The sequence below is a fragment of the Pseudomonas sp. LBUM1662 genome (genome assembly GCF_059695915.1).
In genome coordinates this window covers 5176577-5189685 of the sequence record NZ_CP166793.1, presented here as the reverse complement: position 1 = coordinate 5189685, position 13109 = coordinate 5176577, and the positions used below count along the sequence as shown (strand labels likewise).

Sequence of the window (13109 nt, the reverse complement as noted above, 5' to 3'; positions counted from 1 at the left end):
CTGAACGATGAAATGTACGGCTGAAAATAAATGAAACTCCGCGCAAACGCCCTCGGTCAATCCTTGTGTAACGACTTTTCTCGTTCAATTGTTCACAGGAGAAACACCATGAGCAGCACTGGCGATAAAGTAAAAGGCATGGCCAACGAAGCCGCCGGCAACGTCAAGCAAGGCGTCGGCAAGGCCACCGGTAACGACAAAATGCGCGCCGAAGGCGTCGTGCAGGAAAGGAAAGGCGAGGCCCAGCAAGCGGTGGGCAAGGCCAAGGACGCGATCAAGAAAGGCGTCGACAAGGCTTGATTTGGCCTTTGATAAGCAACATGAACGGCCATCCACGGATGGCCGTTTTTGTGTCAGCCTGAACTTGCGCACGGAAATTGTTTCAAAGTCGCCAAGTAGGCTACTTTGATGTAGAAAACGGCCCCTGAGTCGCCTCGACTTCAACCCAATCTTGCGGCGAAAGGAGACGCTAATGTTTTTCCCCCACATGAAAGGCTTGCGCCTGCACCGTGTCATGGTGCGCACGGTCACCGAGTTCGTCGACGACGAGATGTCGACCTATGCCTCGGCATTGGCCTATCAAATGCTGTTTTCGCTGTTTCCCTTCATTCTTTTTCTCATCGCGCTGATCGGTTTCCTGCACCTGCCGGACTTCTTCTCCTGGCTGCGCCTGCAATCGGAACTGGTCCTGCCGCCCCAGGCGCTGGAACAAGTGAACCCGGTGATCGACCAGCTCCAGCAGTCCAAGGGTGGCTTGCTGTCGATTGGTATCGTGATTGCCCTGTGGACCGCGTCTGCCGGTGTGCGGCTGATGATGAGCGCGATGAACGCCGCCTACGACGTGGTCGAAGGCCGGCCCGCCTGGAAGCGCTTTCCGCTGTCGATTATCTATACGGTCGGCATCGCCGGCATGCTGCTGATCGCCGCCGCGCTGATGGTGCTCGGGCCGCAGCTGATGGGCTGGATTGCCGCGCAAGTCGGCATGGAAGATTTCATCGTGACCCTGTGGACCATCGTTCGCTGGCCAGTGGTGGTGATTTTGCTGATGGTGGCCGTGGCACTGATTTATTACGTCATGCCCGACGTCAAACAGGAGTTTCGTTTTATCACCCCGGGCTCGGTGCTGGCGGTGGTGGTGTGGATCCTCGCTTCCGTGGGCTTCGGTCTGTACGTCAAGGAGTTCGCCAACTACAACGCCATGTATGGCAGTATCGGCGCGATCATCGTGCTGTTGCTCTATTTCTATATTTCGGCCGCGGTGCTGTTGCTCGGTGCGGAGATGAATGCGGTGATCGAGCACATGTCGTCCGAGGGCAAGAATGATGGCGAAAAAGTCCCCGGCGAACTCGACCACGAAGAACCCAAACAACACGTTTCGGGACTGGGTCGGGATCACTCGATCAAGCCCACCACTGACGAAGTCACCAAATGATCCGTGAAATCCTGAAAATGGGCGATGAACGCCTGCTGCGCATAGCTCCGCCAGTCCCGGCTGAAATGTTCGACAGCCCTGAACTGTGGCAACTGATCGACGACATGTTCCAGACCATGGAAAGCGTCGGCGGTGTTGGCCTGGCTGCGCCGCAGATCGGTGTCGACCTGCAACTGGTGATCTTTGGGTTCGAGCACAGCGAACGCTACCCGGACGCTGAAGCGGTGCCGCAGACCATCCTGATCAATCCGCTGATCACGCCGTTGAGCCCGCTGATGGAAGAGGGCTTTGAAGGGTGCCTGTCAGTGCCCGGCCTGCGTGGTGCGGTGGATCGTTATCAGCAGATTCGCTACGAAGGGTTTGATCCCAAGGGGCAACCGATTGTGCGGATCGCCGAGGGCTTCCATGCGCGGGTGGTGCAGCATGAATGCGATCACCTGATCGGCCGGTTGTACCCGTCGCGGATTACCGACTTCAGCAAGTTCGGGTTCACCGAAGTGATGTTCCCGGATCTCGATCCGAACGCCGACGACTAACCCGAAAACACCACAACCCAATGTGGGAGCGGGCTTGCTCGCGAATGCGGTGTGTCATTCAGCATTGATGCCAGCTGATACACCGCTTTCGCGAGCAAGCCCGCTCCCACAGGGGATCTCCATCAGTCTGACGTCTATTGTTTGGCCAGGCCCATGGCAATCATCGGCTTACTGCGCGCGTAACGGCTCAAGCGTTCGGTCATGGCGTAAGGCATTTGTGGATCGAAGGAAAACCCCTGGCGTTCATAGAAGCCACGCAAGTCGGGATGGCAGAACAGCCACACCGGATCTTCAAGGTCCTTCAGCGCCTCGGCGATCAACGCCGCCGCGATCCCTTGTTCGCGACAGGCCGGATCGACGAACAACCCCGTCAACCAATGCCCGCCCGAGACCGGCCGCAGACACAACGCGCCAATGATCTCATCGCGCCGGGCGACCCACAGCTGAGCCTCGCGGACGGCTTTCATCGACGATTGGTGGGCGCGATAAAACTTGTTCATCAGCGGCCATAACGGCTCGGCGAGCAGGATGTACTGGGTGTCTGGCATGGGTTTGATCTGTCGGTGCGCAAAGCGGGCGATTATAAAAGAACACGCGGCCGGGGATAGGTGTATACCTGATCTCACATCCCGTATGAGTGGAGTACGTATCATGGCCAAAGGCATGGATTCAAAAAAAGCGGCAAAGAAGAAACCGGCGAAAACCGCCGATGAAAAGCGCGCAGACAAGAAGGCCAAGAAGGTGGATGTGTTCGGTCACTAAGGTCCAGGCACCCGTTCTCCCTGTAGGAGCTGTGTAGGAGCTGTCGAGTGAAACGAGGCTGCGATCTTTTGATCTCGATCTTGATCTTTTAAAAGCAAGATCAAAAGATCGCAGCCTCGTTTCACTCGACAGCTCCTACAGGTGCCTACAGGCAATTGTCGAAATAACCAAATAATCTGCAAGATTTCCCTGCGCCATTGCACAGAGGGGGACTGGTCCCCGATCTGAGCAACGCCATGCCCCATTACTTCGATGCCGCCCACCGAGAAGAAATCGAATCCCTGCGCCAACGCCTGACCGCTCGCACCGAGTGGCCGACCTGGCTGTTGCTGATCGGCGTATATGCCGGTTGGTTCAGCATCGTGCTGACGAGTGATCGGTTGGGGCTATGGTGGAGCACGTTGTTGCTGATCCCGCTGGTGGTGCTCTGGTTGTCGGTGCAGCACGAATTGCTCCACGGGCATCCCACTCGCTGGCCGTTGCTGAACAAAGCCCTCGGCTACGCACCGTTTGCCGTCTGGTATCCCTACACCCTGTATCGCGACAGCCATTTGTTGCATCACCGCGATGAAGACCTGACCTTGCCTGATCGCGACCCGGAAAGCCGTTACCTGACCGCCGAGCAGTGGCAGGGCAGTTCGCTCTTCGAGCAAGGCCTGCACTGGCTTAACAAAACCGTGCTCGGGCGCTTCATCCTCGGCGCGCCGCTGGCCCTTCTGGCGCTGGCGAAGGAAGAACTGCAACGGCTCATCAGCGGTGAGCGGCAGGCGTGGTTGATGTGGCTGACTCACGGTGCGCTGACCCTGCTGATGCTGCTGTTCATCGCGCGATACAGCGTGCTGCCGGTCTGGCATTACCTGTTGCTGATCAGCGTGCCGGCGCTGTCGGTTGCAATGATTCGCTCCTACTATGAACACCGTCCGCACGCCGCACCCGAGCAACGCACCGTGCTCAACGAAGCGGCCTGGCCGTGGCGCTGGCTGTTCCTGAACCTCAATTTTCATCTGGTGCATCACGACTTGCCGGGCTTGCCCTGGTACGACTTGCCACGCGCCTACCGCGCGCGCCGCGAGCAATGGGTGGCGCGCAGTGGCGGGTTTCTGGTGCAGGGGTATGGGCAGTTGTGGCGGGAGAATGGCGTGAAGGCCATCGATAGTCCGAGGCATCCGTTTCATTAGTTGCGAATGAGGTCTCCTGTGGGAGCGGGCTTGCTCGCGAAGGGGCCGTGTCAGGCAACATCAGTATTGACTGACACACCGCTTTCGCGAGCAAGCCCGCTCCCACATTTTGATTTTTGTAGTAGGAAAAATCTCGATGACACAACACCTCGCCGAACTCCTGATGTACGTCGCCCCCGAGCCGATCCACGCGGCGAACGAGCGCTGGCTTTCGCGCATCCTCGAACATCTGGGTCATACCCGTTTGAGCGCCGAAGGCCTGTCGCTGTCCGAACTCTGGCTCTCGCCCGATCTGCTGCTGACCCAAACCTGCGGCTACCCGCTGATGACCGCCTTGCGCGGCAAAGTCCGGGTCCTCGGCCGGCCGCGTTATGAACTCCCCGACAGCAACGGCGGCAACCACTGCAGCCTGCTGCTAAGCCGCGCCGATGATCCACGGCGGACCCTGCTTGAGCTGCGCGGCAGCCGCGGGGTAATCAATGGCGAAGACTCCAACAGTGGCATGAATCTGTTGCGGCACCGCCTGGCGCCGCTGCATCGCGACGGACAGTTTTTTTCCAGTGTCGCCATCAGCGGCAGCCATCGCGAAAGCCTGCGCTGGTTGCGTGAAGAGCGTGCAGACCTGGCGGCCATCGACAGTGTGACCTTCGCCTACCTGGCGCGGCATGCCGACAATGAGGTCGCCGGCCTGCGCGTCGTGGCCCGCAGTGCGTTCAGTCCGACCTTGCCGTTCATCACAAGCACCAACATCACAGATGAGCAGGCTGAGCAGCTGCGACGGGTAATGAATCAGACTTTGAAAGAGTTGCCCGACGTCGCCGAGATCCTCGGATTGCGAGACGTGCTGCCTGCCGGTGAGAGCGACTATCAGATTGTTCTCGACTATCAACAGGAAGCCGAGGCATTGGGTTATGGTCGATTGCGGTAGATCAAAAGATCGCAGCCTCGTTGCACTCGACAGCTCCTACAGGTGAACGCATTCCAATGTAGGAGCTGTCGAGTGCAACGAGGCCGCGATCTTTTGATCTTTAATTCCCATAAAGAATATAAAAATGCATTTTAAGTATTATTAAAGAATAAGGCTCCTTGCTAGGATCGCGCCACCGGATCACCGGACATTCAGCGACCCCTAACCCTTGGAGCCTCTATGTCCGGCACCGATGTCTCCCATCGCAACAACGTGGGCGGATTGTTCCGCGCCCATTACCCGTGGCTGTGCGCACACTTGCGCCGACAGCTTGGCGCCCACGCCAGTGTCGAAGACATCGCCGCCGAAACCTTCATGCAACTGCTCGAGTCGCCAGCGCTGACGCCGATCCGCGAGCCTCGCGCCTTGCTCACCACCATCGCCCATCGCCTGGTCTATCAGCTCTGGCGTCGCCGTGATCTGGAGCGCCAACACCTTGAACAACTGCAGCAAACCGACCTCGTCGGTGGGCGTTCGCCTGAGGATTTGCTGCAGTTATCGCAAACCCTGAACAGTCTGGACCGCACCCTTGATCGCTTGCCGGGCAAAGTCCGGGCGACGTTCCTGATGTCCCGCATCGACGGCCTGACCTACCCGCAAATCGCCGCCGAACTGGGCATTTCCCAGCGCTCGGTCAGCGTCTACATGACCCGCACCCACGCCTTGTGCGCCCAGCACAGCGCCAACCAACCCTTGACCCAGAGGTCCGCATGAGATCGATCAAAACCCTGCTCGGCAGTTCGCTGCTGGCCCTGAGCCTGGTGGCCAGCCACGTTCCGGCAGCCGAAAAAACTGCACCGATTCACTTCGGTGACATCACGTGGGAGAGCGGAAGCCTGATCACCGAAATCCTGCGGCTGATCGTCGAGAAGGGTTACGGCTACCCGACCGACACGTTGCCGGGCAGCACCGTCAGCCTCGAAGCGGCGTTGGCCAAGAACGACATTCAGGTGATCGGCGAAGAGTGGGCCGGGCGCAGTCCGGCGTGGGTCAAGGCCTCGGCCGAGGGCAAGGTGTTTGGTTTGGGCGACACGGTCAAAGGCGCCACCGAAGGTTGGTGGGTGCCGGAATACGTGATCAAGGGCGACCCGGAACGCGGCATCAAACCGCTGGCGCCGGAGCTGAAATCCGTCGCCGACCTGGCCCGTTACAAGGACGTGTTCCGCGACCCGGAAGACCCGACTCGCGGACGTTTCCTCAACAGCCCGACCGGCTGGACCTCAGAGATCGTCAACAGCCAGAAACTCAAGGCCTATGACCTGACCGCCAGCTACGTCAACTTCCGCACCGGCTCCGGCGCAGCGCTGGATGCCGAGGTCGCTTCGTCGATCCGTCGAGGCAAACCGGTGCTGTTCTACTACTGGTCGCCGACGCCGCTGCTGGGCCGTTTCAAACTGGTGAAACTCGACGAGCCGCCGTTCGATGCTGAAGCCTGGAAGACACTGGCCGATGCCAATCATCCAAATCCGAAAGGCACGCGCTCGATGCCGGCGAGCCTGGCGATTGGCGTGTCCGCGCCGTTCAAGGCGCAATATCCGGACCTGGTGGCGTTCTTTGAAAAGGTCGATTTTCCGATCGATCTGCTGAACCGGACGCTGGGGCAGATGAGCGAAAAACGCCAGCAACCGCGACAAGTGGCCGAGGCGTTTTTGCGCGATCAGCCGCAGATCTGGAAAGCCTGGGTGCCGGGGGAGGTGGCGACCAGGGTGAGTGCGAGTTTGTAGTTTTTTCCTGATGTTTTTGCGGTGTTTGAGCTACCGCATTCGCGAGCAAGCCCGCTCCCACAGGGGCCTCCTGTGCACACAATATTTGTGAACACCCGAAATTACCTGTGGGAGCGGGCTTGCTCGCGAAGGGCTTCAGACCGATACCGATTCACCTGCCAACGCAGCCTTGACGGCTGGCCTCTGCTCAACCCTGGCCTGAAACCTTACCAACGCCGGCCATTGCCCCAGATCAATCGCAAACTGTGGCGCCCAACGCAGCACCGTAAACAAATACGCATCAGCCACGCTGAAATCACCCATCAAATACGCCTGGCGCTCCAGCGTCTCGCTCAGCACCGTCAAGCGCTTGAACAACTTCGCCTTGATCAGCGCTTTCACCTCATCTGGAAACCCGGCATTAAACAGCCAACCCAGGCCACCATGAATCTCGGTCGAGACAAAGTTCAGCCACTCCTGCAACCGCACCCGCTCGAACGTGCCGATCTGCGGCGCCAGATTTGCCTCGGGGCGCAGGTCCGCCAGGTATTGCAGGATCGCCGGGCCTTCGGTCAGCACCTCTCCGTTCTCAAGTTGTAGGGCGGCGACGTAACCCTTGGGGTTGATCGCCAGGAAGTCATCACCCGCGACAGTGGTCTTGGTGCGGTTATCGACACGAATCAACTCGAACGGCAAATCCAGTTCGCGAAGCACAATGTGCGGCGCCAGGGAGCAGGCGTTCGGGGCGTAATACAACTTCATCGGCAGGGCTCTGGTGAGGGATTTGCGCCAGTGTCATAGTGCGCGGCACCCTCGGTAAAATTAATCTTTCAGAGCGCTGCCATAAGGAAAGCTACTGCCATGATGAATCTGATGCATTGGCGAATGGTGGTGGCGGTGGCGGACACCGGCAACATTACCCGGGCCGCCGAGCGGGTCGGCATGACCCAGTCCGGTGCCAGCCAGGCATTGGCGTTGATCGAGGACACCCTCGGCGTTCAGCTGTTCAGCCGGGATAATCGCCAGACCCTGCCAACGGCCATCGGCCTGCCGGTGATCGAGCAGGCGCGCATGATGCTCGGCGCCCTGGAAACCATTCGCAGCACCGTCGATGCCGCCCGGGACATCCAACGCGGGACTATCCGCCTCGCCAGTTTCCCCATGGTGCTGGCGACTTTTCTCCCGCCGCTGTTGCGCCGGTTTAATCGCCTGTATCCCGGCATCCAGGTGGTGGCGCTGGAGGTTAGCGACGATGAAGTGGAAGCCCTGCTCGCGGCCGGGCTGGTTGATGTCGGCGTGGTGTTGAACCCTGCGCCCGAACGCAATGCCGGCCGATTGGGTCGCGATGCATGGATGGCGGTATTGCCCGGCGGTCATCCGCTGGCCCGCCGTTCGAACGAGGAGGGCGTGACCCTTGCGGAGTTGGCCGGGCAGCCTTTTGTGCTGGCCACGGGCGGCTGTTCAACCAATGCCCGAAGCCTCGCTGCTGATGCCGGTTTGCAGTTGAGTGATGTGCGAGTCGAGGTCCGTGAATGGAGCAGCGCGTTCACCCTGGTGCGCGAAAACATCGGAGTCACCTTGGTGCCGGAGATGACGTTGCCAAGCAATCGCCAGGGCTTGCGCGTGGTGCCCGTGCATCCGCACATCCATCGTGAGTTCGCCCTGGTGGCCGCCCCCGATAAAAAAACCTCGCCAGCGGTGCAGGCATTGCTGGACATGCTCGCTGAACCGATTTTGTCCTCAATACTGGCCGACTAGTGGCCTTGCGTCCCTGAAGTGGCTGACTAAGCTGACTCGTAGCTAATCATGTCGCTCGCCATATGAAGTAGGCGCAGCAAGAGTGCCCAACCCAAGGCACCGACACGGAGCAAATAGGAGCTGGCCGGTAAAGGGAGTTACTTATGAGAACGTTAGGGCTGGCCCGGTCCCGGGCTATCAAGAGAAGGATGTCTTGATAAGAGTGTTGCGGCATGGACTCTCCGATTGAACATCATTAATCACCTGACAATTCCTCCCGTGGAGGAACGCGTGTGCCTGTTCCATAGAACGATGTGGTGGATCGGTTGAAAGACCAAAGAACTTTCATCAATCAAAAAACGCGCTGAAGGTGATACGACCATGTTTAACCTACATCACAAGGCTGACCTGCTGGAAATCCAACGATTCAGCTGTGCACTGACCGAGTCCAACGCCAAGTTGGCGGCGGTGAGTCGATCGATGGCGATGATCGAGTTCACCCCGGAAGGCATCGTGCTTGAGGCCAACGACAATTTTTGCAGTGCCATGGGTTACAGCGCCGACGAAGTGCGCGGTAAACATCACCGAATCTTTTGCGAAGAAACGTTTTTCCGCAGCGAGGCCTACGCGAAGTTGTGGCGCGACCTGGCCCGTGGCGAACCGGTCAGTGGCACTTTTTTGCGGCTGAACAAGAAAGGCAAGGAGATCTGGCTTGAGGCCAGTTACATGCCGGTGTTCGGTCCCGATCGTCAGGTTAAAAGCGTGATCAAAGTCGCCACTGACATCTCTGCGAGGGTGTACAAGGAGCACGAAGAAGAAAGCATGCTTGCCGCGATTGGCCGTTCCATGGCGGTGATCGAATTTACCCCGGAAGGCAAAGTCATCTCGGCCAATGAAAACTTCCTCAAGACCATGCACTACTCGCTCAACGAAGTGGTGGGCCAGCATCACAGCCTGTTTTGCCACCGCGCCGAAGCCGAGTCGCAGGCTTACAAGGCGTTCTGGGCGTCACTCAATCGCGGCGAATATCACTCGCACCGTTTCGAGCGCAAAGACAAACACGGCCATACCGTATTTCTCGAAGCCTCCTACAACCCATTGTTCGACGCCAAGGGCCGGCTGTACAAAGTGGTGAAGTTTGCCAGCGACATCACCCAGCAAGTGACCACCTTGCAAACCGCTGCGGAATCGGCGCACAGCACCTCGGTGCAAAACGATGCCTGTGCGCAGAAAGGTTCTCAGGTGGTGCAGCAAACCGTGCAGATCATTCAGGACATTTCCCGGGATCTGAACGAAGCGGCGCTCAGTATCGATGCGGTCAGCAAACAGTCCGACATCATCGGCACCATTGTGCAGACCATCCGAGGCATCGCCGACCAGACCAACTTGCTGGCGCTCAACGCAGCCATCGAAGCCGCCCGGGCCGGTGAGCACGGGCGCGGTTTTGCGGTGGTGGCCGATGAAGTTCGCAGCCTCGCGGCACGCACGAGCCAGGCGACGCTGGAGATTGTCGACGTGGTGCGCAGGAACCACGATCTGTCATTGAGCGCGGTGTCGAGCATGCAATCGAGCTTGAGCCGAACCGGACTTGGGGTGGAACTGGCGAACGAGGCGGGGGAGGTGATTCTGGAGATTCAGCAGGGCTCGCGGCATGTGGTGGATGCGATCAGCCAGTTCAGCGAGACGTTGCAGATAAACTGATCCACGCAAACAACACGGCCATGTAGGAGCTGTCGAGTGAAACGAGGCTGCGATCTTTTGACCTTGATCTTTTAAAAGCAAGATCAAAAGATCGCAGCCTCGTTTCACTCGACAGCTCCTACACGGGTCGCGATGCTGTTAAAGCGAAGCGAGGAACTTGTCGACCACCTGGCTACTGCCTTTTTCACTGTTGGCGTTGTCTTTCTCCGCCTGCGCCAGTTTGATCTTGTCTTCCATGCGCTCGGCGATCTCTTTAGCGATCGCCTGTTGTTTCTCCGGCGGCATTTGCTCCACTTCTTCTTTCGTCAAACCCATCTCTTCCAGAATCGCGTCATGCAAGCGCTCTTCCGGGGTTTTGCTCATGTATTCCTTGAAGGCGTCCGTGGCCAAATGAACATCGGCCGGTAGTTTGGCCGACGAGGCTTGCAGCCCCACGCGGGTTTTCGCGAAGGCTTCATCCACGTTGTCGCTGATTCTGCTCGCCTCACTGACTTGCTGCGTTGCGTTTTGGGTGGCCGATTGCTGTATCTGCTCGGCTTTCGCCTGAGCGTTGATTTGCAACGTTTGCAGCATCGCACCCTGCAGCCCGGCAGCGGCTTCGGCGGTAGGATCTTCGCCGGGCTTCTTGGGGAGCGGCACCGTTAACGTTTGTTGTTTGGCACTGACCAACATGATGAGTAGACCTTGTAGGTTTTTGTGGTGCAGTGCTTTGAGCAAATAGTATGCCTATAAGGAAAAATCCATATAAGTCAGTCAGTTATCGGGTACTGGCCGAGCGGGCGACGTGGATTTTGCGGTTAACCTTTGCCGTCTGGCGGCAAACAGGGCGGGCATCAAGGCAAGCCGTTGCAGCCGTACTTGAGGAAGCCCGGGCGTTGTGCCAGTCGTTGAAAATACTCGTCGATGGCTGGGTAGTCGGGCCGTTCCATCGGTGTCATCAGCCAGCGGTTGACGGACAGCCCGATGACAATGTCGGCCAGGGTGAAGCGTGGTCCGGCGACGTAAGCTTTGGTCGCCGCGAGCTGATGCTCGAGGATGCCCATTTTCTGGTTCCAGCCACGTACGCCGGCGGCAATATGATGCGGGTCCTGGAACTCCGGATCCTTGCGCACCAAAGCCGTGAACGCGTAGCTCCATGAGGCATTGAGTTCGGTGGCTTGCCAATCCATCCACTGCTCGACCCGAGCGCGCGCCGCCGGTTCGTGGGGGAGCAGGTCAGTGTTCTGGTGTTTGCCGGCCAGGTAACGGCAGATGGTGTTGGACTCCCAGAGCACGCCGGCGTCGTCAATGATCACCGGCACCAGCGCGTTGGGATTGAGCCGCAGAAACTCCGGCGTGTGGGTGGACGCATAACCGCCGCCCCAGTCCTCACGTTCGTAGGTAACGCCCAGTTCCTCACAGGTCCACAGGACCTTTCTGACGTTGATGGATGACGCTTTACCCAGAATCTTCAGTGCATGTTCCATTGAGCTACTCCGTTAGCGATTCGACGCTTCAGGAATCTAACAGACATTGCGCGTTTTCAAACCGGATCCGGCAGCGCCGAGGCCGGCAAACCAAACGTGCGATCGAACAGCCAGTTGAACGCGAACGTGTAGCACGGGATGAAAATGATCAGCGCCAAGTCCAGCAGGAAAGCCTGCACCAGGCTGATGTTCATCCACCAGGCGATCAGCGGGATGAGAAACACTATCAAGGTTAGTTGAAATCCCACGGCATGGGCGATGCGCCGTTTAACGGTGCGGGTACGCGATGGCTGGTGGCTTTCCCAGCGCTCGAACAACGAGGTGTAGATGAAATTCCAGGTCACCGCGATGGTGGTGATGATGACTGCCAAAGGACCGGTGCTGCCCGGTGATGTGCCGGACAACAACGCCAGGCCCAGAGCCGAGAACGTCATGCCGATGACTTCGTACAGCGACACGTAGATCAGTTTGCGTTTAACGCCTTGCATGTAAATTTGCCTCTTTGCCGCGAATTGAAGCCAGGAGCACTGGCGAAGGCGACGAAAGATAGCTTCAATAGGGCTGACAGAAAAAGTCAGCAGCTTTCAGTTTTATTGATAGGACGATGGATGAACTTCAACAGCGACAGCATCGAATTGTTCCTGGCTGTGATCGAGCGCGGCTCGTTTTCCGCGGCGGCACGTGCGCTGGGTAAAGTGCCGTCGGCGGTGAGCATGGGCATTGCCAATCTTGAGGCCGAGCTCGGTTATGCGCTGTTCGATCGCAGCCATCGCGAGCCGGTGCCGACGGCGATGGCCAGTGCGTTGGTGCCGCACGCACGGTTGATCGCCGAGCAGCTCAAGCAGCTGCAAGTGCATGCGATCGAGCTGTCGCTGGGGCTGGAAAGCAAGTTGTCGATCGGCGTTGTGGCGGACCTCGACAAGCGCCGTTTGCTGGCTGCGATCAAGGTCATCGCCGAGCGTCATCCGCTACTGGAAATAGAAGTGCTCAGCGCGCCACAGGACGATGTGCTGGCGATGCTCCACAGCGGTCGCGTCAGCGTTTGCCTGGCGTTCGCCGGGTTGAGCATGAACGTGCTGGAGCGTTTTCAGTTCGTCGGCACTGAACGGATGATTGCCACGCTGGCGGCGGACAATCCGCTGTTTCAGGGCAAGGATCTGTTTCTGGAGGATCTGGTTCACGTACGGCAAATCATCGTTGCCAGTCGCGACCTGCCGATCAGTGAAACCCGGCCCTTGGTGGGCGAATCCTATTGGCGCACCGACACCCTGGCCATGGCGCTGGAAATGGTCGAAGCCGGGTTGGGCTGGGGGAATTTCCCGTTGTCGGTGGTGCAGCCGTTGCTCGATGCGGGAAGACTCAAGCGTCTGAGTTTCCGCAACATCGAGAACGGTCTGGTGCTGCCGGTGCACGCGGTGTGGCTCAAGAGCCAGCCACTTCAGAAAGGCGCGTTGGCGTTTGTCGAATTGATGGCGCGCTGATCACGCCGAAAATCTAATGTGGGAGCGGGCTTGCTCGCGAATAGGCCGGCGCATTCAACATTGATGTCGCCAGTAGAGCCGCTTTCGCGAGCAAGCCCGCTCCCACACTTGATTGTTGTTTGACACGGATTCTTTTTTCGCTGAAG

Annotated in this window: 15 protein-coding genes and 2 pseudogenes; 11 read left to right on the top strand and 6 right to left on the bottom strand. The window is 58.6% G+C overall.

Annotated features, from left to right (window positions below; all coding sequences use genetic code 11):
• Positions 1 to 108 precede the first annotated feature (108 nt).
• The 3 genes from ACA049_RS23530 (at position 109) to def (ending at position 1968) form a co-directional block, all read left to right on the top strand.
• Entirely contained in the window at positions 109 to 300 is a 192-nt protein-coding gene (locus ACA049_RS23530) for a CsbD family protein (RefSeq protein WP_010457349.1), read from the top strand.
• Positions 301 to 472: 172 nt separating this feature from the next.
• Entirely contained in the window at positions 473 to 1432 is a 960-nt protein-coding gene (locus ACA049_RS23525; RefSeq protein WP_497330229.1) for a YihY/virulence factor BrkB family protein, read from the top strand.
• Complete coding sequence (gene def, locus ACA049_RS23520; protein ID WP_497313176.1) at positions 1429 to 1968, top strand: peptide deformylase; 540 nt, start codon at positions 1429 to 1431, stop codon at positions 1966 to 1968. Before ACA049_RS23525 ends, def begins: the two co-directional genes overlap by 4 nt.
• 23 nt (positions 1969 to 1991) lie before the next feature.
• On the opposite strand, the pseudogene ACA049_RS23515 reads toward def, so the two are convergent.
• Both ACA049_RS23515 and ACA049_RS23510 read right to left on the bottom strand, forming a co-directional pair.
• Positions 1992 to 2078 (bottom strand): annotated as a pseudogene (locus ACA049_RS23515) (metal ABC transporter ATP-binding protein); the annotation flags it as partial.
• A 24-nt stretch (positions 2079 to 2102) separates the two neighbouring features.
• On the bottom strand, positions 2103 to 2516 hold the full coding sequence (locus ACA049_RS23510) for a GNAT family N-acetyltransferase (protein ID WP_497330227.1): 414 nt from the start codon (positions 2514 to 2516) through the stop codon (positions 2103 to 2105).
• Between the two features lie 450 nt (positions 2517 to 2966).
• Here ACA049_RS23510 and ACA049_RS23505 point away from each other — a divergent pair, with 450 nt between their 5' ends.
• The 4 genes from ACA049_RS23505 to ACA049_RS23490 all read left to right on the top strand — a co-directional run bounded on the left by ACA049_RS23505 (position 2967) and on the right by ACA049_RS23490 (position 6599).
• Complete coding sequence (locus ACA049_RS23505) at positions 2967 to 3908, top strand: fatty acid desaturase (protein ID WP_497330225.1); 942 nt, start codon at positions 2967 to 2969, stop codon at positions 3906 to 3908.
• A 136-nt stretch (positions 3909 to 4044) separates the two neighbouring features.
• Positions 4045 to 4836, top strand: coding sequence for a phosphate/phosphite/phosphonate ABC transporter substrate-binding protein (locus ACA049_RS23500; RefSeq protein ID WP_497330223.1), 792 nt, complete (start codon positions 4045 to 4047; stop codon positions 4834 to 4836).
• A gap of 219 nt (positions 4837 to 5055) precedes the next feature.
• Positions 5056 to 5589 carry a sigma-70 family RNA polymerase sigma factor gene (locus ACA049_RS23495; protein ID WP_497330221.1) on the top strand — a complete coding sequence of 178 codons (534 nt, stop codon included), beginning with the start codon at positions 5056 to 5058 and terminating at the stop codon, positions 5587 to 5589.
• Positions 5586 to 6599, top strand: coding sequence for an ABC transporter substrate-binding protein (locus ACA049_RS23490; RefSeq protein ID WP_497330219.1), 1014 nt, complete (start codon positions 5586 to 5588; stop codon positions 6597 to 6599). Before ACA049_RS23495 ends, ACA049_RS23490 begins: the two co-directional genes overlap by 4 nt.
• 135 nt (positions 6600 to 6734) lie before the next feature.
• On the opposite strand, the gene gstA is transcribed toward ACA049_RS23490, so the two are convergent.
• On the bottom strand, positions 6735 to 7340 hold the full coding sequence (gene gstA, locus ACA049_RS23485) for a glutathione transferase GstA (RefSeq protein ID WP_497330217.1): 606 nt from the start codon (positions 7338 to 7340) through the stop codon (positions 6735 to 6737).
• A gap of 99 nt (positions 7341 to 7439) precedes the next feature.
• Between gstA and ACA049_RS23480 the strand changes: the two genes are divergently transcribed.
• The 3 genes and pseudogenes from ACA049_RS23480 to ACA049_RS23470 all read left to right on the top strand — a co-directional run bounded on the left by ACA049_RS23480 (position 7440) and on the right by ACA049_RS23470 (position 10016).
• Positions 7440 to 8336 carry a LysR family transcriptional regulator gene (locus ACA049_RS23480; RefSeq protein ID WP_497330215.1) on the top strand — a complete coding sequence of 299 codons (897 nt, stop codon included), beginning with the start codon at positions 7440 to 7442 and terminating at the stop codon, positions 8334 to 8336.
• A gap of 360 nt (positions 8337 to 8696) precedes the next feature.
• Positions 8697 to 9473, top strand: a pseudogene (locus ACA049_RS23475) (PAS domain-containing protein); the annotation flags it as partial.
• Positions 9447 to 10016 carry a methyl-accepting chemotaxis protein gene (locus tag ACA049_RS23470; RefSeq protein ID WP_497336956.1) on the top strand — a complete coding sequence of 190 codons (570 nt, stop codon included), beginning with the start codon at positions 9447 to 9449 and terminating at the stop codon, positions 10014 to 10016. The pseudogene ACA049_RS23475 and the gene ACA049_RS23470, both read left to right, overlap by 27 nt.
• A 138-nt stretch (positions 10017 to 10154) precedes the next feature.
• Here ACA049_RS23470 and ACA049_RS23465 read toward each other — a convergent pair whose 3' ends face one another.
• From ACA049_RS23465 to ACA049_RS23455, 3 genes are all read right to left on the bottom strand, one after another.
• Positions 10155 to 10688, bottom strand: a complete 534-nt coding sequence (locus ACA049_RS23465; protein WP_497330213.1) for a hypothetical protein — start codon at positions 10686 to 10688, stop codon at positions 10155 to 10157.
• Positions 10689 to 10849: 161 nt separating this feature from the next.
• A complete protein-coding gene (locus tag ACA049_RS23460) occupies positions 10850 to 11482 on the bottom strand; it encodes a glutathione S-transferase family protein (protein WP_497330211.1) in 633 nt (210 codons plus the stop codon).
• Positions 11483 to 11538: 56 nt separating this feature from the next.
• Positions 11539 to 11970: a PACE efflux transporter gene (locus ACA049_RS23455; RefSeq protein WP_497330209.1), complete on the bottom strand. Its 432-nt coding sequence runs from the start codon at positions 11968 to 11970 to the stop codon at positions 11539 to 11541.
• A 120-nt stretch (positions 11971 to 12090) separates the two neighbouring features.
• On the opposite strand from ACA049_RS23455, the gene ACA049_RS23450 reads away from it, so the two are divergent.
• Complete coding sequence (locus tag ACA049_RS23450; RefSeq protein WP_497330207.1) at positions 12091 to 12963, top strand: LysR family transcriptional regulator; 873 nt, start codon at positions 12091 to 12093, stop codon at positions 12961 to 12963.
• Positions 12964 to 13109 lie beyond the last annotated feature (146 nt).